General features: G+C 38.0%; 16 protein-coding genes, 4 tRNA genes, 1 other RNA gene and 2 pseudogenes. 13 read left to right on the top strand and 10 right to left on the bottom strand.

Annotation, left to right across the window (positions count from 1 at the left end):
- Entirely contained in the window at positions 1-1,713 is a 1,713-nt protein-coding gene (locus tag ACY45D_RS12880; RefSeq protein ID WP_463107094.1) for a tetratricopeptide repeat protein, read from the bottom strand.
- 80 nt (positions 1,714-1,793) lie between these two features.
- Between ACY45D_RS12880 and hemA the strand changes: the two genes are divergently transcribed.
- Entirely contained in the window at positions 1,794-3,083 is a 1,290-nt protein-coding gene (gene hemA, locus ACY45D_RS12875; RefSeq protein ID WP_463107093.1) for a glutamyl-tRNA reductase, read from the top strand.
- Between the two features lie 98 nt (positions 3,084-3,181).
- Here hemA and ACY45D_RS12870 read toward each other — a convergent pair.
- The 3 genes and pseudogenes from ACY45D_RS12870 to ACY45D_RS12860 all read right to left on the bottom strand — a co-directional run.
- A pseudogene (locus ACY45D_RS12870) lies at positions 3,182-4,624 on the bottom strand (DNA primase); the annotation flags it as partial.
- Between the two features lie 111 nt (positions 4,625-4,735).
- A pseudogene (locus ACY45D_RS12865) lies at positions 4,736-5,083 on the bottom strand (CHC2 zinc finger domain-containing protein); the annotation flags it as partial.
- A 138-nt stretch (positions 5,084-5,221) separates the two neighbouring features.
- On the bottom strand, positions 5,222-6,238 hold the full coding sequence (locus ACY45D_RS12860) for an outer membrane protein assembly factor BamD (RefSeq protein WP_463107092.1): 1,017 nt from the start codon (positions 6,236-6,238) through the stop codon (positions 5,222-5,224).
- A gap of 71 nt (positions 6,239-6,309) precedes the next feature.
- Here ACY45D_RS12860 and rluD point away from each other — a divergent pair, with 71 nt between their 5' ends.
- The 3 genes from rluD (at position 6,310) to ACY45D_RS12845 (ending at position 8,852) form a co-directional block, all read left to right on the top strand.
- Positions 6,310-7,362 (top strand): 23S rRNA pseudouridine(1911/1915/1917) synthase RluD, encoded by a 1,053-nt coding sequence (gene rluD, locus ACY45D_RS12855; protein WP_463107091.1) that lies wholly within the window; start codon positions 6,310-6,312, stop codon positions 7,360-7,362.
- A gap of 36 nt (positions 7,363-7,398) precedes the next feature.
- Complete coding sequence (gene pgeF / locus ACY45D_RS12850; protein ID WP_463107090.1) at positions 7,399-8,139, top strand: peptidoglycan editing factor PgeF; 741 nt, start codon at positions 7,399-7,401, stop codon at positions 8,137-8,139.
- Positions 8,140-8,300: 161 nt separating this feature from the next.
- Complete coding sequence (locus tag ACY45D_RS12845; protein WP_463107089.1) at positions 8,301-8,852, top strand: flavodoxin family protein; 552 nt, start codon at positions 8,301-8,303, stop codon at positions 8,850-8,852.
- Positions 8,853-8,940: 88 nt separating this feature from the next.
- Here ACY45D_RS12845 and smpB read toward each other — a convergent pair whose 3' ends face one another.
- Positions 8,941-9,417, bottom strand: a complete 477-nt coding sequence (smpB, locus tag ACY45D_RS12840) for an SsrA-binding protein SmpB (RefSeq protein WP_010113174.1) — start codon at positions 9,415-9,417, stop codon at positions 8,941-8,943.
- A 161-nt stretch (positions 9,418-9,578) separates the two neighbouring features.
- Between smpB and coaD the strand changes: the two genes are divergently transcribed.
- The 4 genes from coaD (at position 9,579) to ACY45D_RS12820 (ending at position 10,890) form a co-directional block, all read left to right on the top strand.
- Positions 9,579-10,070 carry a pantetheine-phosphate adenylyltransferase gene (gene coaD / locus ACY45D_RS12835; RefSeq protein ID WP_463107088.1) on the top strand — a complete coding sequence of 164 codons (492 nt, stop codon included), beginning with the start codon at positions 9,579-9,581 and terminating at the stop codon, positions 10,068-10,070.
- A 1-nt stretch (position 10,071) separates the two neighbouring features.
- On the top strand, positions 10,072-10,335 hold the full coding sequence (locus ACY45D_RS12830; protein ID WP_463107087.1) for a YfhL family 4Fe-4S dicluster ferredoxin: 264 nt from the start codon (positions 10,072-10,074) through the stop codon (positions 10,333-10,335).
- A 26-nt stretch (positions 10,336-10,361) separates the two neighbouring features.
- Positions 10,362-10,739, top strand: an RNA gene (rnpB, locus tag ACY45D_RS12825) — RNase P RNA component class A.
- Positions 10,740-10,813: 74 nt separating this feature from the next.
- Positions 10,814-10,890, top strand: a tRNA-Met gene (locus ACY45D_RS12820).
- A 543-nt stretch (positions 10,891-11,433) separates the two neighbouring features.
- On the opposite strand, the gene ACY45D_RS12815 is transcribed toward ACY45D_RS12820, so the two are convergent.
- A tRNA-Leu gene (locus ACY45D_RS12815) sits at positions 11,434-11,519 on the bottom strand.
- Positions 11,520-11,728: 209 nt separating this feature from the next.
- Here ACY45D_RS12815 and ACY45D_RS12810 point away from each other — a divergent pair.
- On the top strand, positions 11,729-13,495 hold the full coding sequence (locus ACY45D_RS12810) for an alkaline phosphatase D family protein (RefSeq protein WP_463107086.1): 1,767 nt from the start codon (positions 11,729-11,731) through the stop codon (positions 13,493-13,495).
- Positions 13,496-13,594: 99 nt separating this feature from the next.
- Here ACY45D_RS12810 and ACY45D_RS12805 read toward each other — a convergent pair whose 3' ends face one another.
- The 3 genes from ACY45D_RS12805 to ACY45D_RS12795 form a co-directional block, all read right to left on the bottom strand.
- Complete coding sequence (locus ACY45D_RS12805; protein ID WP_010113181.1) at positions 13,595-14,326, bottom strand: hypothetical protein; 732 nt, start codon at positions 14,324-14,326, stop codon at positions 13,595-13,597.
- 293 nt (positions 14,327-14,619) lie between these two features.
- A tRNA-Leu gene (locus ACY45D_RS12800) sits at positions 14,620-14,705 on the bottom strand.
- 10 nt (positions 14,706-14,715) lie between these two features.
- A tRNA-Cys gene (locus tag ACY45D_RS12795) sits at positions 14,716-14,789 on the bottom strand.
- A gap of 152 nt (positions 14,790-14,941) precedes the next feature.
- On the opposite strand from ACY45D_RS12795, the gene folD reads away from it, so the two are divergent.
- Together folD and ACY45D_RS12785 are read left to right on the top strand one after the other, a co-directional pair.
- On the top strand, positions 14,942-15,790 hold the full coding sequence (gene folD, locus ACY45D_RS12790) for a bifunctional methylenetetrahydrofolate dehydrogenase/methenyltetrahydrofolate cyclohydrolase FolD (protein WP_463107085.1): 849 nt from the start codon (positions 14,942-14,944) through the stop codon (positions 15,788-15,790).
- 243 nt (positions 15,791-16,033) lie between these two features.
- On the top strand, positions 16,034-16,702 hold the full coding sequence (locus tag ACY45D_RS12785; RefSeq protein ID WP_463107084.1) for a class I SAM-dependent methyltransferase: 669 nt from the start codon (positions 16,034-16,036) through the stop codon (positions 16,700-16,702).
- Between the two features lie 46 nt (positions 16,703-16,748).
- Here the strand turns inward: ACY45D_RS12785 and ACY45D_RS12780 are convergent, their stop codons facing one another.
- Entirely contained in the window at positions 16,749-17,177 is a 429-nt protein-coding gene (locus ACY45D_RS12780; protein ID WP_463107083.1) for a hypothetical protein, read from the bottom strand.
- Between the two features lie 447 nt (positions 17,178-17,624).
- On the opposite strand from ACY45D_RS12780, the gene ACY45D_RS12775 reads away from it, so the two are divergent.
- Entirely contained in the window at positions 17,625-18,386 is a 762-nt protein-coding gene (locus ACY45D_RS12775; protein WP_463107082.1) for a DeoR/GlpR family DNA-binding transcription regulator, read from the top strand.
- 251 nt (positions 18,387-18,637) lie between these two features.
- Positions 18,638-20,167, top strand: a complete 1,530-nt coding sequence (gene glpD / locus ACY45D_RS12770; RefSeq protein ID WP_463107081.1) for a glycerol-3-phosphate dehydrogenase — start codon at positions 18,638-18,640, stop codon at positions 20,165-20,167.
- The last annotated feature ends 7 nt before the right edge of the window (positions 20,168-20,174 follow it).

Raw genomic sequence — 20,174 nt, 5'->3', positions numbered from 1 at the left:
TTAACTCTTTTTAATATGTTGCGGTAATATTAATGAATCTAATTGATTTAATTGAGGATCATTTGGATGATTTTGTTTGAGTTGTTGTAACACTTCATTAAATTGCGCTAAAGAACCTTGCATGTACAACGATTTTGCGTATCGCACACCAATATTAATGCTATGACTCAAATGATAAGCTTTGGCTAAGATATGAGAAGATGTTTCAAAGTCATTTTGTAAAAATGTAATGTAGCCAAGCGTATCTAAAATTGAAGCTTGTTCGGGTGCAAATTCTAAAGCATGTTCTGCATAAGATCTTGCTTCACTGAGGCGTCGGTTTTGTAAAGCCAATGTATAAGCGTATGCGTTCAAATACGTTGGGCTGTTTGGTTCTAAAATTAACAACTGTTTTAATGCTTTGTCTAAGCGATCACGGTCTTCAAAAGGATCTAACAGTAATACTTCTGAATATAAAATTTCAGGATCATCAGGCAGGTTTTTAACCGCTTCATTCAATAACCGCAGCGCTGCTTTTTTATTATCCATCCGTTTTAAAATTTCAGCTTGAGCTTGATATAAAAAACTCGCATGTTGCGGATAATTCACACGTTCTTGAGTTAGAAAACGTAATGCATCGTTCATTTTGCCTTGATGTTCATAAATCGAAATCAAGTTACGGCGTGACACGGTATATAAATTGCCATCGACTAAACGATAGTAGGCTTTTGCCGTTTCTTCATTTTGCTTTTTCTCAGCATTTACAGCGAGATAGAAATAAGCTTCATTTTGATAACGAGAGGAATAACGTAACTCAACCAAATATTGTTCAGCTTGATCAAGCTTTTTTAAGTCAATTGCAGTCAATCCTGCAATAAATAGGGCTTCTTCTGCATCAGGCCAATTCTCAATAATTTTTTCGAGTTTGGTTAAAGCCAGTTCATCTTGCTGTAATTTGATTAAATATTTCACTTCAGCCAAACGAATATCGAGATTGTATTTGTTCTTTTTACTACTACGCTCGTACCAGTTTAAAGTTGCTTCTTGGTCGCCTAAAGTTTCAAGTAAATTGGCTTTCATGAGAATGAAACCAGTAACTTTGGGACGTTTACGCAAGGCTTTATTGACTGTTTTTAGAGCCTGTTCAATTTCATTATTTTGGGCTTCTAAACCTGCAATCAGAATTAAAACTGATGGATTATCTTTTTCTTTACTGGCTCTCAATGTGTTGAGCAAGTTTTGACGATCTTCCTCAGACTCTGGTGAAATACCTTCCAAAATCTTTTCAAGATCAGCATTTTGATCGATATTTAAAATACTATCGAGTGTTTCAGCAGCCAGTTCATATTCATGTGATTTAAGTGCAATATGTGCTAAATAAAATTTTGCAGGAACATCCTCAGGTTCTTGCACCACCCAATGCGTCGCAATATCCAAGGCAGCTTGTAAATCATTTTGTTCAATTGCAACGTTTAACGCACGTTGTTTAATGGTGGTTGAATTACTGCGAATCGCAAGCACGGTGTAGTTGTGTAGTGCGGTTGCATTATCATGATAAGCCAGTGAAAATTCAGCAATAATGCTTTGTTTTAATGCATTGGTATTATATTTTGTATGATAAAATTCTCCAGATGCTCTAATATGAGCACTAGAAGCCATGCTACCTACAAGTAAGAATGTGGTAGAATATTGCTTAATTGTCGAGCCGCTTAAGCGGTTGTTTATTTGACGCAATTTTTTTCCGAATCCAAGTAATGCTTTCTATGACACCGTTATTGCACAATAGCATAAATTTAGCGAAATGATGATCTGATATGTCTTTCTTTGCATTGGGTGTCAACCATCAAACAGCTTCAGTTGAGTTGCGTGAACAAGTTGCTTTTAATCCAGAGCGGCTAAAAGATTTACTTGCACAACAAAGTAATCAACAAAATTTAAACGACATGGTGGTGGTTTCCACCTGTAATCGTACTGAAGTTTATGCCATGGCTGAAAATGCTGATATGGTATTGCATTGGCTCGCCCAAACCAACGGTATTGATGTAAAGCAATTGTCAAATCATGTATATCGTTATGAAAATACAGATGCAGTTTCACACCTCATGCGAGTGGCGAGTGGTTTAGATTCATTGATGTTAGGTGAACCTCAAATTCTCGGACAAGTCAAAACAGCCTTAGCTTTAGCCAAAGATGCTGATATTGTTTCTCAGAATTTAAGTCAAATTTTTGAATATGCATTTTATGCAGCCAAACGTGTGCGCTCAGAAACAGCGGTAGGTAGCCATGCAGTTTCAATGGGCTATGCCGTTGCTCAGCTTGCGCTACAAGTGTTTAGTAAACCCAGCCAACTTACTGTGATGGTGGTTGCTGCGGGTGAAATGAACAGTTTGGTTGCTAAGCATCTTGCAGAAATGGGTGTTGCGAAAATTTTGATTTGTAATCGAAGTGTTGAACGTGCTGAACATTTGGCGCAAGAAATTGCACATCGTGTTGAAGTTGAAATTATTCCATTCGCAGCGCTTGCTGAAAATTTATATCGTGCAGATGTGATTTCAAGTTGTACAGGTAGTTTGCATCAAGTGATCGCTTATCAAGATGTCAAAGCTGCATTAAAAAAGCGTCGTTATCATCAGATGCTCATGGTCGATTTGGCTGTACCACGTGATATCGATCCAAAAGTTGAAAGTTTGGATGGTGTTTATCTGTATGGTGTCGATGATCTGCAAAGTGTTATTGATGAAAATTTAGCGCATCGTCGTCAGGCAGCGGTTGAAGCAGAAGTTATGGTCAATCAATTGGTCACTCAATTGGTCACGCATCAAAAGATTCATCAAGCAGGCAGTACAATTCAGCAATTTCGTGAACATGGTGAAGAACAGCGTCAGATGGAGTTGTCGCATGCTTTAGAGCGAATTCAGGCAGGTGAAGATACTCAAGACGTTCTTGAAGATTTTGCACATCGTTTGACGCAGAAACTCTTGCATCCATCTTCAATTTTATTACGTCAAGCAGCGAAAGATGAAGATCCTTCACATTTTGAATGGTTAAAAGAACACATTCAGGATATTTTTGAACAAGAACGAAAGCCAAAGAACATAAAATAATTTTCTCTCTATGTGAGAGATTTAATTTATCTATAAAACCTTTCTATTTTCAAACAAATATAACCTAATCTTTATCATTTAAAGTTTAAATGAGCATACTAGTTATGCACTAGCTTTAAGCTGATCTGTCGAGTGAGCTCATTTTGTTGTTTTCTCAAATTCTGTAGTTCTTTTAGGTTTACTGCTTGCTTCATTTTGATTTGTAAATACTTTGCTTGCAATCCTTGAGAATACTCCTGAGCATGGTTATATGACCTTTCAGGTGAATTAAACATCTCTGATAAATCAACAAAGGAGAGGAGATGTGCTATTTCTGAATTAAACATAGAACATGATCCAAGCACATAATAAATAGCTTGTTCTTGGTCATCAGGTAAAGTATCAAATAACAAGTCTAGTTTATTTAATAAATTTGATAATAGTGAATTGTCGTTGTTTGTATATGCACGTAATACTTCAAAATGTGTATACAAAAATGGATTGTGAATTAATAAACAAATTGCAAATTCTTCATTCCCAATCTTTTGTTTAAATGAAAGCGTAGCATCCAAGCTGACTTGAGGTTGCCATTTTTTATTAAAGCCAAGTTTTTCCTTAAAAAATTGTCTCAATAAATAACGATATGAACCTTGCTTTGGTAATAATTCGGTCAATTGATTCAGTTCAGCCATGACCTGACTTTTACCTTCAGGTGTGGCAATTTCGTAATTTTGACTGAGTAAGGCAAATACAAAATCTGACAATAACGGTGATTGTTGCCATAAGCGGTTGAATGTTTCTAAACCTTCTTTACGAATCAGAGAGTCTGGATCATGTTCTTTGGGTAAGACAAAGAATTTGAGTTCTCGTCCATCATTGAGTAAAGGCAAGGCGATTTCTAAAGTGCGACGAGCAGCCTTTTGACCTGCTGCATCACCGTCAAAAGCAATGGTAATTTGACTATTCTGCTTAAACAGAATATTTAAATGATCTGCGTTACTGGCCGTTCCCAGTGTCGCTACAGCACCTGAAATACCGTTCTGTTGTAAGGCAATGACGTCCATATAGCCTTCAACCATGAGCCAATTTTGCGCACGATCTTTACGACCTTCATATAGACCATAAAGTAGTTGGTTTTTATGAAAGACTTCTGAGTCAGGTGAGTTGATGTATTTGGGCTTAATTTCGTCATTCAGTGCACGACCACCAAAACCTACAACACGGCCTTTGCTGTCACGAATTGGGAAGATGACACGATCGCGTAAAAGATCAAAATCACGACCGCTATCACTGGTGCGAATCAAGCCAAGCAGTTTTAGGCCTTCAATATCTTGTGGAAAGGCTTTTTCTAAATGTTGCCAATCTTCTGGTGCATAACCTAAACGCCAATATTGAATGGTTTCAGTGCTTAGTCCACGATGTCTAAAGTACTGTTGTGCCGTTTTACTATTGGGGAGTTGGCGTTCATAAAATTGGGCAATATTTTCAAGTAAATCATAAAGGTTGCCATCAATCGGAGCTTGGTGAAAGCCTTCATCACCGAATTGACTCGGATCAAAGTTGTCAAAGTCTGAATAATTTTGAAATGCTTCAAATGGATCAATATCAACAGATGAAGCGGGTTCATGAGGAGTTTGAGCGGGTTGCAAATCTGCTGCTTTTATTTCAGCTTTTGGCTGCGGTTTTACGGCTTCACGTTTATAGGATAGCTTTTTATTGTCGTGATTATCTTTGGGGAGTTCGACACCTGCATGGCTTGATAACTCCTTCATCACATCGATAAAGTTGCGATTATCAATATCCATAAGGAAGCGGATTGCATTCCCATTGGCTTGGCAACCAAAGCAGTGATAGTACTGTTTGTCACGATACACGTGAAATGAAGGCGATTTTTCCTGATGAAAAGGGCAGCATCCTGAATAGGTGCGACCTGTCTTTTTCAATTTCACACGTTGACCAATCAGCTCGACAATGTCTGTGCGATCGAGGATTTGATCAATAGTATGCTGAGGAATTGCCATAGAAAAGCCAAAATGAATACATAATTACAAAGGCAAAGTGTACCTTAGTTTGAAATTGAAAAATATCTATGCATAAAAAAGACGGGTAAAAACCCGTCTTAATTTGTCGTTCGTTTATATTGTTCGCTTAATATATGATTATTTGCGTTGACCATCATATAAGCTTTCATCAGCACGTGCAGGCTCGCTTGAAACTTGACGATTTGGACGATCCAATAAACCAAAACTCACTTTATTTAACAGACTCGCTTCTTGCTCAGTGGTTGCCTGTGTTGGTGCTTCTTTGGCAATTTCTGCTTTATCGCTACGCCCAAAAATACCCAAAGTAGCACGGTTCACCCAACTTGCTTCTCTACGTGCAGCACGTAAATTCACTTCACCATTGGATTTAACCAAATTAGGATAATTTTTCTTGAGGACTTCGATATATTGTTGAGAGGTTGCGCTATCACCCAGTTTGTCATAGCCATAGGCCATAGTAGCCAAAGCTTCAGGAATTTGAGGGGTTTGTGGATAATGCTCAATCACCCACTGAGAACGTTCAATTGCAGCCAAATAAGCTTTACGTTTAACATTGAAGCGAGCCGCATTCATTTCACTTTCAGCCAACTCTTGACCAATAAATTTCATGCGCTGCGCTGCATCTACAGAGTATTGGCTCGAAGGATAGCGACGAATCAAATCTACAAAGTTTTGGTAAGCAACTTTTAAATAGCCTACATCACGATGTGCTTGTTTTAATGAAGTATAACGTAATAAACCATCATAGTTTTGTTCCATATTGGCTACGCCACGAACATAGTAAGCGTAATCCAAGTTTGGATGCTGAGGATTTAAACGAATAAAACGATCTGTAAGGGCGATTGCACCTTCATAATCTTTTTGCTTGAATTTTGTATAAATTAATTCTAATTGAGCTTGTTGTGCATATTGCCCAGTCGGATAATAAGTATCAATCGCTTCTAAAGATTTTGCAGCGTCGCCATATTGTCCATTATCTAGGGATTTCATCGCTTTCGTGTAATAAATTTGCTCGCTAGATTGCGGTCCTGTATCTACAACATCTTTTTTAGGATTACTGCTACAACCTACAAAAGCTGTTGCTAAGCCTACAGTTAAAGCAAGCATTGTGACTTTATAACGTGGTAGCGACATAAAAATTCCTCTGTTTATACGGGCAATAGGCTACAATTGCGCTATTAAACCACTTTTGTCCGAATGAGCAAATGACTTCAGCACACTCTTCTAATTCTAATTTCCCAGAAAATGATTTCAATTTACTTGAAGATTCTGAGGATGCAGATAATCATAATTCTGCGCCGACTGCAACACGTTTATCGTTGCAATTTCAACTGGATGACAGCTATTTAGGGCAACGCATAGACCAAGTTGCAGCAACTGTTTGGAATGAGTTTTCGCGTGAAAAACTTAAACAGTGGATGAAGGAAGGTCATTTGTTGGTAAATGGTAACATTGTCAAACCAAAGTATAAATGTGAAGGCAATGAAATGTTGACTTTGGAGGTTGAGCTTGAGGCTCAAACTTCAGCACAGCCTGAAAATATTCCTTTAGATATCATCTATGAAGATGATGACATCATGGTCATCAATAAGCCTGTTGGTATGGTGGTTCATCCAGGTGCAGGCAATCCGAATGGAACATTGGTCAATGCATTGCTTTACCATTATCCAAAATCAGCCGAACTCACTCGTGCAGGTTTAGTCCATCGTATCGATAAAGATACCAGTGGCTTATTGGTGGTTGCGAAGAATTTAGAAGCGCAATTTTCACTTAGTAAACAATTGGCTAAAAAAACAGTTTATCGAGTCTATGACTTGATCTGTTATGGAACGATGATTGCTGGCGGTAAAATCGATGAGCCGATCAAACGTCATCCTGTAGATCGTGTGAAAATGGCGATTTTACCGGGCGGTCGTGATGCGGTAACCCATTACAATGTTAAAGAGCGTTTTCAGCATTTTACCCGTGTACAAGCACAGCTTGAGACAGGGCGTACTCATCAAATCCGTATTCATTTCACTTATATTGGTTTTCCTTTAGTAGGTGATCCTGTCTATGTCAGCCGTGTGAAAGTACCCGCTGGAGCTTCTGATAAATTAGCAAGTGCTTTACGTGGCTTTAAACGCCAAGCTTTACATGCTTCAAAACTTGGTCTGATTCATCCACAAACTAAGCAAGAGATGATGTTTGAAGCACCGTGGCCGCAAGACTTTATCGAGCTTTTAGACGTTTTACGTTCAGAAAATAAAGCTTATTAATTGAAAAAGTAAATTGAATAAAAGGATCAGAAACACATGCAATTTGTTCAAGGATTACCACAAGGCGTATTTGTCGGACAGACACATATTCAGCATCCTAAAGCTTTGGCTTCGGAGCAATCTGAGCTTGATGGTTTTAATTTGGCATTGCATGTGAATGATGATCCGAAGCGGGTACAAACGCATCGCATGATTTTGTTAGATGAGTTTGCTGAGTTCGGTGTAGATAAAATCACGTGGATGACGCAAACCCATAGCACAATTTGCCATACCATCAATGAAGAAATGCCTTTAGTAGCACTGATCGGTGATGGATTGGTGACGCAAAAAACAGGTCATGCACTCATGATGATGACTGCGGATTGCCTACCCGTAGTTTTAGGTAATGCAGAAGGTACTGAAATTGCCAATTTACATGCAGGTTGGCGAGGTTTAGCAGGTGGTATTATTGAAAATACGCTTGCAGAAATGAAGTCAAAACCAACATGGGCATGGTTAGGTGCAGCAATTAGCCAGCCTTGTTTTGAAGTCGGTGCAGAGGTTAAAGAAGCTTTCTGCTCAAAATATGCAGAATTAAACACAGCCTTTCAAGATGGTGAGCAAGGTAAATATTATGCAGATCTTTATGCGATTGCTCGCTTCATTTTAAAACAACATGGTGTGGAAACTATTTTAGGTGGTGACCAATGTTCTTACCGTCAAGCGCAAGATTATTATTCTTATCGTCGACATGCTAAAACAGGCCGTATGGCAACATTCGTGTTTATGAAAAAATAAATGAAAAAATAAAAATAGACATTCAATGAAATTTTTGAACGAAGTGGAATCTTTATTGATTTCACTTTTTTCAATTTGATTCTGATTTGAATGATTTTTACAAGAATTGTTAAAATTTGAATTAGTGTTAAACTTGACTAAATTTGTTTGTTTTTATCGCTATGCCTTTATCCTCAAAATCTGTCGCGATCGTCTACCACAGCCCTTATGGTCATACTGCAAAAGTTGCAAATCATATCGCAGAAGGGGTGAAGAAGGTCGGTGTTCAAGTTCACCTGATGAATGTTGAGCATGTAGATTGGGATATATTAGACCAAGCAGATGCTATTATTTTCGGCTGTCCAACTTATATGGGTAGCTTAACTTCTGCATTAAAATTATTTATGGAACAGTCATCTAAGCGTTGGTTAGCACGGACTTGGCAGGGGAAATTGGCTGCGGGTTTCACCAATGGTGGTGGTTTAAGTGGTGATAAACTGGCAGTGCTTCAGCAAATCAATCTTTTTGCCATGCAACATGGCATGTTATGGAGTGGTTTGCCAATGATGCCGACAGGGCGTGGAATTGACGATTTAAATCGTATGTCGAGTTTTTTAGGTTTGATGACGCAATCTGATAATGCACCTGTAGAAGTCACACCGCCTAAAGGTGATTTAGAAACTGCTATGTGGTTTGGTGAATATACTGCTTTGATGGTAAATCGTATTAAATAACGTATTGAGTTTGAGATAAATATAGATACATAGAATTGTAAAAAAACCTCCACTTGGAGGTTTTTTTATCGATCGATTGTTTTGTTGATTATTTATGCATGATACGTGCTTTATCACGTTGCCAATCACGGTCTTTCTCAGTCGCACGTTTATCATGTAATTGTTTACCTTTCACCAATGCAATTTCAAGTTTTGCCAGAGGACCTTTCCAATAACATGCTAAAGGCACGCAGGTATAACCTTTTTGGTTAATCGCCCCCATCAACTTTTCAAGTTCACGGCGAGAAAGTAATAATTTACGTGTACGTGTTGCCTCTGGTACAACGTGAGAAGAGGCAGAAAGTAAAGGTTGAATTTGAGCTCCAAACAAGAAAGCTTCATTATTTTTAAACGTAATATAGCTTTCAGTGATCGTCATACGCCCAGCACGTAACGACTTCACTTCCCAGCCTTGTAAAGATAGACCAGCTTCAAATTTTTCTTCAATGAAATAATCGTGGCGTGCACGTTTATTTAGCGCAATCGTCCCACTATTATTTTTTTTAACAACAATGTTTTTCGACATAATACAAATATTCCAAGAATAGTCTTATTTTGCCTCAAACTTGAGTCAAGGTGAAGTCATTTCAGAATTAAAAACCTGATTGTAAATGAGTTGAGGTTCTTCGCTAATATTTCAGTTTTTGTTAAACTATGTGCTGACTTCACAAACTAGAGTATAAATGGATGTCTAAAACTCGTGTTATTTATCCGGGGACTTTTGATCCAATTACCAATGGTCATGTCGATTTAGTGGCGCGCGCCGCCAGAATGTTTGATGAGGTTGTGGTCGCTATTGCGATTGGGCATCATAAAAATCCAGTCTTTAGTTTGGAAGAACGTGTAGAGCTAGCACAGATTTCGCTCAAACATTTACCCAATGTGGAGTTTGTTGGCTTCGATGGTTTACTTGTTAATTTTGCCCGTGAGCAAAATGCAACAGCAGTGTTGCGTGGTTTAAGAGCAGTTTCTGACTTTGAATACGAGTTTCAGCTTGCCAATATGAATCGTCAATTAGACCAGCATTTTGAAACAGTATTTTTAACACCATCAGAACAATTTTCATTTATTTCCTCAACGATGGTTCGGGAAATCGCACGATTAAATGGTGAAGTGACTAAATTTGTTCCACAATGTGTCGTGGAAGCCTTTGATCGTAAGCATCAGCAAGGTTGGTAGTGTGTCTTTAATCATTACCGATGAATGCATCAATTGTGATGTGTGTGAGCCTGTATGCCCAAATGAAGCCATTTACATGGGAGAGGAGATTTATGAAATCGATCCAAACCTATGTACGGAATGCATTGGGCATCATGATCAGCCACAGTGTTCTTTATTCTGCCCAGTCGATTGTATTCCGCTTGATCCCAATCATGTGGAAAGCCAAGATGAGTTGATGGAAAAGTATAAAAAACTGATTGCTCAAAAAAGCACAAGCAATTAGCTGTAAAATTTGTTAGGATACGCCCCGAAGTGAGCTAGACGATCGCTGCTGTGGAAATCTCCGTGATTGAAGCAGGGGAGGAAAGTCCGGGCTTCAACGGGCAAGGTGCCAGGTAACGCCTGGGCGGTGTGAACCGACGGAAAGTGCAGCAGAGAGTAGACCGCCTTCAATATCGTTTCTTTTCGGAGAAATGGAAGGTAAGGGTGAAAGGGTGCGGTAAGAGCGCACCGCATGGCTGGTAACAGTTCATGGCATGGTAAACCCCACTGGAAGCAAGACCAAATAGGGATCCTTTAGGCATGGCCCATGCTGGATCCGGGTAGGTTGCTGGAGCGTATGAGTGATTGTACGCCTAGAGGAATGATCGTTCTCGACAGAACCCGGCTTATCGGCTCACTTCAACAAATTTTGATCAATTAAGCGCATTAAGTACTTGACATACTAAACATAACATCACATAATGCGCCCACAGTTTTTCGGCTATGTAGCTCAGTTGGTTAGAGCACCGCACTCATAATGCGGGGGTCACAAGTTCAAGTCTCGTCATAGCCACCATTTTTATAGACCACGTTCCAAAAAGTGGTCTTTTTTTATCTAAAAAATATGCGAAGTCGCGATTACAAATAACATATCTAGAATAGATAAATGATGAAAAGACTTCTTTTATCCTTTTTAATTAAAAATAAAAAATGTGTTTGAATGATTCAAATTAAGAAATTTATTTTTCAAATGATCAAACTAAAAACACTTCATTGAATTGAATTTATTGTGTGATGCTTTACCCAAAATCTGGGGTTAATTTCTATTGATATTTACTTTATTTTTTGAATCAGTGAGCAAAATTTATCGCACATTCAAATTTCAGGTGAGTGTTTATATTATTAGCTTAATTTATTGAATTATTGCTGAAAGATTTGAAAGGGGAATACGCAGATATTTGCTCGATGGTCAATCTAATTAGTTGAAAATTCAGTAAAATAATGGTTGCTAAAAAGTCTATTCAAGATTATTTTAGCTGAGTACAAGTTTATAAATTTTAGGCATAAAAAAACCAGCTTGTTGCTGGAATTTTTATTGCACCATTTTAGCTTTGTAAAATGGTGCCCGAGGCCAGACTCGAACTGGCACGCTTTGTGGGCGGGGGATTTTAAATCCCCTGTGTCTACCGATTTCACCACTCGGGCATGGACGCAATAATAAAGGAGAGACTTTCACTTGGCAAGGATATTTAAGTCGATTTGCTTTCTTTTCAATCAATTCATGTGTTTATGTTTGAAAATAAGCCAATTTTTATTAAAAAAATCTTTTTTGTCATGATTTTTTCATTTATTTGAGATCAAAGTGAAATCTAAACCTTCTAAATTAACTGGATAAAAAAACTTAGGGAAAATCAATGTCTAATTCAATTTCACGCCGTGCACTTATTCAAAGGTCATTAGCAGGTTTTGGGGCATTATCTTTACCAGTCGGGTTGACTGCATGTGATGATGATAACGACAGTTCAATTAAACCAACAACAAAGGCGACATTTAAACACGGGGTAGCCAGTGGTGATCCGCTGAAAGATCGAGTGATTCTATGGACACGTATTACCCCAGAAGATACATCGCTACGTTTAGAGGTTGTTTGGGAAATTGCGACAGATGATAAATTTAGCCAAATCATCAATACAGGCAAAGTACAAACGGCTGCTGCGCAAGATTTCACCATTAAAGTTGATGCAGATAAATTGAAATCGGGACAAACGTATTTCTATCGCTTTAAATTTGGTTCGGTCACTTCACCAGTAGGGCGTACCAAAACATTGCCAGAAACCACCAGTTCGGTGCAATTCGCAGTGTGTTCTTGTGCAAACTATCCAGCAGGCTATTTCCATGTTTATAAAGAAATGGCAAAACAAGAACTTGATGCGATTATTCATTTGGGTGATTACATTTATGAATATGGTCAAGGTGGCTATGCAACAGCAGATGCTGAAAAGTTAGGTCGTACTTTCGCTGCGGGTAATGAAAACGAAATTATCAAATTGGATGATTATCGTAAACGTTATGCGTTGTACCGTTTGGATGTGGATTTACAAGCTGCACATCTACGTCATCCATTTATTGTGATTTGGGATGACCATGAGTTAGCCAATGATGCATGGAAAGATGGCGCAGGGAATCATCAAAGTACTGAAGGTGCTTTTTTAGATCGTAAATTAGCAGCATTACAAGCTTATTTTGAATGGATGCCGATTCGTCCTGTTTCAGAAACAGATCATTTGAATATTTACCGTCAATTTGACTTTGGTTCATTGGTTCAACTCACCATGCTAGATACACGTATTTTGGCACGTGATAAGCAATTGGATTATGCTGATTATATGACAGCGTCAGGCATGGATTTTGCTCGTTTCCAAGCGGATTTAGCCAGTACTACACGAACTTTGGTGGGTTATACGCAACGCGCATGGCTACAACAGAAATTGGCGCAATCTACAGCGACATGGAACGTACTTGGGCAGCAAGTGTTGATGTCTAAAATGTTAATTCCTGCTGAATTGTTGTTGCCACTTGCTGCGATTACCAGTGGTAATGCGACATCTGAAGTTTTAGCTCAAATGAATAAACAAATCACTGAGTTGGTTACCATAAAGATCCGTTTACAAAAAGGTGATCCAAGTTTAACTGCTGAAGAAAAAGCACGGGTCACAACTGTTGCGCCGTATAACCTTGATGCATGGGATGGTTATTATGTGGAACGTGAAGTTTTATACGGAACATTAAAAGCATTGAATAAGAAAGTTGTTGTGCTCGCAGGAGATACACATAATGCTTGGTCTTCAGATTTGCATTCGCAAGCAGGTGACTTTGTTGGCGTGGAATTGGCAACCAGTTCTGTTTCTTCACCGGGCTTAGAAGAATATTTGAATATTCCGATGGCGCAGTTGCAGCAATTTGAAATGGCATTTACTACGTTAATTGATGAGTTAAACTACGCTAACTTGAATCAACGTGGTTATTTAAAAGTTAACTTTACTGCGCAGCAAGTACAAGCGGACTGGGTCTTTATGAGTACAATTAAAGACAAAAGCTATGTTGTAGATACAGCACGTGGACATCAATTGGTATTGAATAGCGCTTTGGTTGATGTAGCGACTGTGCAAAAAAGTGCTTAGATCGATTTATTTCTAGTATCTAGGTAAAAGAAAAACCAAGCGTTGATTGCTTGGTTTTTTCTTTTGGGCATCTTAATAAGAAGAATTAAGGATCTGACCTTACATCAAACTGTCCATATAAGCATCTAAGTCGACATATTTATAAGTCATACACATTTCATTTTCGAATTTGAGTAGTTTTAAGTGTAATTCTAAATACTGCGTCAATTGTTGTTGCTGAAATTTAAATTGCTCAGAATTTTTAGCATGGAATTTCATTTTAAATTTAGCTTTTTTGGCTTGTTTATACGCCCAAAAGCAGGTTCTACGGATTTGTTGTAATTGATAATACTCAGTATCTTTGGTGCTATCTCTAAATAAATTTTCTTTATAGAACTTCACAAAACCAAAACTCATAGCAAAAAAGAACAGAACACCTTGTAATAAAATACTTTCAAAAAAGTAAATGTTCAGTGCTTGTAAGATGATGAGAATAGCGAGTTTAAGCGGAGTATTGTTGAGTTGTTTATAAAGATGTACAGAACTGTGTTTAATCTGTTTGATAATAAACGGCACGATCAGCATAAAAAAGAGCATGATGGCTAAAGCTGCAATACCTTTGGCTTGAAAAGGATCAAACTGGGGGTAATGATTTTCTATATAGTGACCTAAACTAAAATAAATACTACAGAAAATCATGATCGATAAAACCCAAGGAATGAATTCCTTTGCTTCGTCTAAAAGTCCTTTTGTTTTCATCTGACTGTAAAATAAAAAATTGCGTTTAAACGCTTGAGGATATTTATTTTGCAAGTCTTGCAGAAAAAGCACAGCTTGTTGGGATCTGATCATACTACTCATTTGGCATAGACTGAACATGTTCATCGTTCAGAGTACTATTACGATTTTCAAAATTAAACTCATTGTAAGGCTAATTTTGAATTGGGGGCAAGAACTTGAATCAAATACAATGTGTTTTAAATTTTTGAAAATGTAGAAGTTCGTGATTTGGGTGGGAATAAACTTAAAAATAGTATTGTAAGTATTTAATAAATATTGTTAATTCTTATATTTAGTAAATTTTAGATATAAAAAAACCAGCATAAGCTGGAATTTTTATTGCACCATTTTAAGAAGTATTAAAATGGTGCCCGAGGCCAGACTCGAACTGGCACGCTTTGTGGGCGGGGGATTTTAAATCCCCTGTGTCTACCGATTTCACCACTCGGGCTTTACAAGATTGGAGGCGGAGGTCGGAATCGAACCGGCGTACACGGAGTTGCAGTCCGCTGCATGACCACTCTGCCACCCCGCCATGTCTTGGTGATGCACATATTAGCAACCTTTGAAAAAAAAACAATACTATAATTCATGCATATGCACATAAATTCGGCATATAGAATAAAAATGTTCAAATAATCATGTATTATTTGCAAAATTGATTCATATCTACCTTGGAGATGTGCCGTGGCATTGGTATTAGATGGTCGCGCATTAGCGAAACAAATTGAAGCAGACTTGTTGACTCGTGTTGAAGCTTTAAAAGCAAAAACAGGTCGTACCCCAATTTTAGCCACTATTTTGGTCGGTGATGATGGTGCATCTGCAACTTATGTACGTATGAAAGGTAATGCTTGCCGTCGTGTAGGTATGGATTCTCTTAAAGTTGAATTAGGTAAAGAAACAACGACTGAACAATTACTCGCTGAAATTGAGAAGTTGAATGCCAATCCTGATGTTCACGGTATTTTGTTACAGCATCCTGTACCTGAACAAATTGATGAACGTGCTTGTTTTGATGCTATTTCACTTGAAAAAGATGTAGATGGCGTAACTTGCTTAGGTTTTGGTCGTATGGCAATGGGTGAAGCTGCGTATGGTTCTGCGACCCCAGCAGGTATTATGACCACGCTTAAAGAATACAATATTGAAATCGCGGGTAAGCATGCTGTTGTTGTCGGTCGTTCTGCGATTCTGGGTAAGCCGATGGCGATGATGCTATTACAAGCTAATACGACTGTAACGATTTGCCATTCACGTACTCAAAACCTTGCAGAATTGGTGAAACAAGCGGATATCGTTGTTGGTGCTGTAGGTAAAGCTGAATTGATTCAAAAAGATTGGATCAAACAAGGTGCTGTCGTTGTTGATGCTGGTTTCCATCCACGTGATGGTGGCGGTGTAGGTGATATTCAATTGGTAGGTATTGAAGAGGTCGCTTCAGCTTATACGCCAGTTCCAGGTGGTGTAGGGCCTATGACGATTACAACCTTAATTCGTCAAACAGTTGAAGCTGCTGAAAAAGCGTTGGGTTGATTTATTAATCCTCACCCTAACCCTCTCCTTTAAAAAGGAGAGGGGATTTTATGTGATTCAAATTGAATGTTTCTCTTTTTTAGCTGTATGCTTTGAGGACGAAGGTTGGGATGAGGGGGATAGTCCTCTCGCTCTTATGTGTAATAGTGCCCATCCTGCAAAAGGAGAGGGAACATAATGACCTTAGGCTTAGATCGCGTTTTTATGAATTAAACGTTTAACCTTAAAATGAATAAAAATCAAATGAGTTGTACTTTTCAATTTGCTAAAGCCCCTGAGCATTTGCTAAAAGCTTTGCACGACGTGATTCCAAATTGCGAGCTTATTGCACAGCAATTGCCTGAAACGCCGATTTCTTTGTGGCTGATTCCACCTATATTTCCAACAGATCGTTTGGACGATGAAGTGATTCGTCGTATTTGGAACGATACGCCTTATTGGATATTTTGTTGGGCATCAGGTCTTGCAATGGCGCAGTGGTTACTTGCAGAACCGCATCATGTCAAAGATAAAGTTGTTTTAGACTTTGGTGCAGGCTCTGGTGTGGTTGCAATTGCTGCAAAAATGGCAGGTGCAAAACGTGTGATTTGTTGTGATATAGACCAAGGGAGTTTAGATGCATGTCGTGAAAATGCATTATTGAACAATGTTGAGTTGGAATATCTAGATGATTTATATAAAGCCGAGCAGGTGGATGTATTGCTCGCTGCCGATGTTTTATATGATCAGTGTAATCGTTTCTTTTTAGATGAGTTTTTAAAGTTCGCACCTGAAGTTTGGGTTGCAGATAGTCGTGTGAAAAATTTTAGTCATCCACATTATCAAAAGTTGGATGAGCGTAGTGCAACGACTTGGCCTGATTTAGATGAAGCTAAAGAGTTTAGAAATGTAAGTTTTTATAAGACGCTGTAAAAGCGTCTTATAAATTGAGTTTCGATCATATTTATGATTTTGAATATTAAGAACAAGTATAACGAACGACATGTAATGTACTTGGGCGAGTTTCCAAAGCTTGACGGGTTGCATAATCTTCGCTGTTATTTAAATTTGGTGTATTTGAAAGTCCAAACGATGTACGACTGTGACCAAGTTGAACACCTTTTGAATCATTACTTACCGCCTGTGGGTTAATAATCTCATTCACACTTAAAACAGAAATTTTATACGCTTTATTTTCGCCTAAAACTTTTTTGCAAGCACGTTGCAATTTATTTGCATCTAGATCACGATCTGCACGACCAGATAAAGTGTAAGCAAGCGTAGCACTGTTTGAACTTTGATTTTCTATTTGGTAGCCTGTAACACCGTTATACTGACGTGGCGTAGTTTGACACGCAGCTAAACCTAAAATAATACAACCTAATCCTAATAAAGTGATCTTTTTCATTTTTGCAAGTCTCGGTGTTGTTGTTGTTTTAAGTATGCCATAGCTCAAATCAATTCACGAACATTGTCTTGTGTATAAATGCCAAAGCTGACTGAAACCTAGATTAAATAAGCGGTTTTATATTTATTTGAGTGCTATATGCTTTTAAACATTGTCATAAAGCATTTGGGGTAGGCTAATCCAAAGATGTATAGTGATACTGTGATCCGATAGAGAAAATCGGGATATAAATTAAGTAAAAAGAGTAAGAAAAAGATTGTGCAGGTATTGGAAAATATAGGTTTCCAATTTTTATAGGGATCGAAAAGCAACAACAGTTGCAATATTGAACAAATGAGTTGAGTTAAAGTCATTCTTTTTAAAGCATAACAGGTTTAATCTTTTGAAATTATGATATTTTATTCATCTCATGTTCGTTTTCGAAAATAAAACAACAAGGTTTATTCAATGAATTTAGCAATCCGTCAACAACAGACTTTAGAACTGGTTAAAGAACGTGGTTATATTAGTATTGATGAGTTAGCACAGCATTTTTCTGTAACACCGCAAACAGTACGCCGTGATATCAATCAATTGGCTGATGATGGCTTGCTACGGCGGTACCATGGTGGCGCAGCGATCGATTCTAATTCTAGCGTATCCAATACAGATTATAGTATGCGGATTGATCATAATTTTGAAGAAAAACAAAGAATTGCAAATGCTATTGCAGATGCTGTTCCAGATCATGCATCTATTTTTATCAATATTGGAACGACGACAGAAGCGATTGCCCATGCATTAATGCAACATCAAGGTTTAAAGGTGATTACCAATAATTTGAATGTTGCCAATATTTTAAGTAAGAAAGAAGATTTTGAAATTCTGATCGCCAGTGGCAAGGTACGCCCAGATGGTGGTGTCATTGGGCAAGCGACATCGGACTTTTTCAAACAGTTTAAGGTAGATTATGCATTAATTGGTATTAGTGGTATCGATGAAGATGGCACATTACTTGATTTTGATTTTCAAGAAGTTTCTGTTTCTCAAGAGATTATTGCAGGTGCAAGACATGTTTTTCTTGCAGCCGATCATAGTAAATTTGGCCGTCATGCCATGATGCGTTTAGGCAGTTTGACCGATATTGAATGTCTTTTTACCAATGAAAAGCCAACCGATGTTTTTCTACAAAAAATTAAAGAAGCTGATGTTACATTGGTGATCGCGTAAAACAGCCGACATTTTCATTCGCGGATTCAAAAAATGTGTTGATCACTGATATTAGGTATTTAAAACAATCAATAGTTATGCGCTAATAAGGAAAGCATTTGGACGATTGCTGTTTAGTATTTGTGAATAATGAAAATAAACGAAAATAAAAATGTAATTTGGTCGTTTTTTGATAGACAGTATCGGCTTAATTGTTTATTATTTTTCTTAAATGAAAATAAACGAAAATTTATATCGTATAGGTGGTCGAAATGAATCAAAGTCTTGAGCAACAAACTTGTTATGATATCGCTGTCATAGGTGGTGGAATTAATGGTGTTGGGATTGCCACAGATGCGATTGGACGTGGCTTATCTGTATTTTTATGTGAGAAAGATGATTTAGCCAGTCATACTTCGTCTGCAAGTAGTAAGTTGATTCATGGTGGTTTACGTTATTTAGAACATAAAGAATTTCGATTGGTTCGTGAGGCTTTGGCAGAACGCGAGGTTTTGTTGTCTAAAGCGCCACACATTATCCGACCAATGCGTTTTATCATGCCGCATCAACCTCATTTACGACCTGCGTGGCTGATTCGTACAGGCTTATTCTTTTATGATCATTTGGGAAAACGAGAAAAACTTGCTGGCTCAAATTTAGTTCAATTTGTTGCTGAAACAAGTCCATTAAAAGATGAAATTACCCGTGGTTTTGAGTATTCAGACTGTGCAGTTGATGACTCTCGCTTAGTTATTCTCAATGCGATACAAGCTCGTGAAAAGGGCGCAAAAATTGTGACTCAAACACGTTGTATTTCTGCCAAAAGAGAAAATGGTCTTTGGTTAGTTGAGTTGGAAAATGAGCAAGGTCGCTATCAGATCCGTGCAAAAGTTTTGGTGAATGCTGCAGGCCCGTGGGTTGCACAATTTATCAAGCAAGATTTACAGCTTAAATCTCAATACGGCATTCGTTTGATACAAGGCAGTCATATTATCGTCCCTAAAATTTATGAGGGTGATAAAGCTTTTATTATGCAAAATGATGATCAACGTATTGTTTTTGCGATTCCGTATTTAGACAAATACACTATGATTGGTACTACTGACCGTGAGTACACAGGTGATCCAAATCAGGTTGAAATCACGCAATCTGAGATTGAATATCTTTTAGATGTGTCGAATGATCATTTTAAAAAGAAACTGCAACAATCAGACATTATTCAGACGTTCTCAGGGGTTCGTCCATTATGTGATGATGAGTCGGATAATCCAGCAGCGATTACACGTGATTACACTTTAGTTTTATCGCAAGATGATGAAAATGAAGCACCTTTGTTATCTGTATTTGGTGGCAAATTAACCACGTACAGAAAGTTAGCTGAATCGGCAATGGATCAATTGAAAAAGTTTTTCCCTGAAATGAATAAGCCTTGGACTGAAAAAGCATTGCTACCTGGTGCTGAAAATCTAAATGCTATTGATGATTTAGTGATTGAATTGCAAAATAAAATCAAAGGTCTTGATGTAGAAACAGCCAGCCGTTGGACGCATGCGTACGGTACTTGTGTATGGAATTTCGTGCATCATGCAACATCGGTTCATGAGCTAGGGCAACATTTTGGACATGGTTTGTATGCGCAAGAGGCTGATTATTTAGTTGATTCAGAATGGGCGATTACAACGACTGATATTTTAAAACGTCGCACCAAACTGTATTTAGAATTCACTCAGGATGATGTCCAATCTTTAGATGCATATTTAGTGGAATTGCATCAACGTCGCTTACAGAAAGAAGTGGCTTAATTTAACG

Source organism: Acinetobacter sp. BZX-2 (assembly GCF_055179795.1).
The sequence above is the reverse complement of the archived record's forward strand: the minus strand, read 5'-3'. Positions and strand labels throughout refer to the sequence as shown.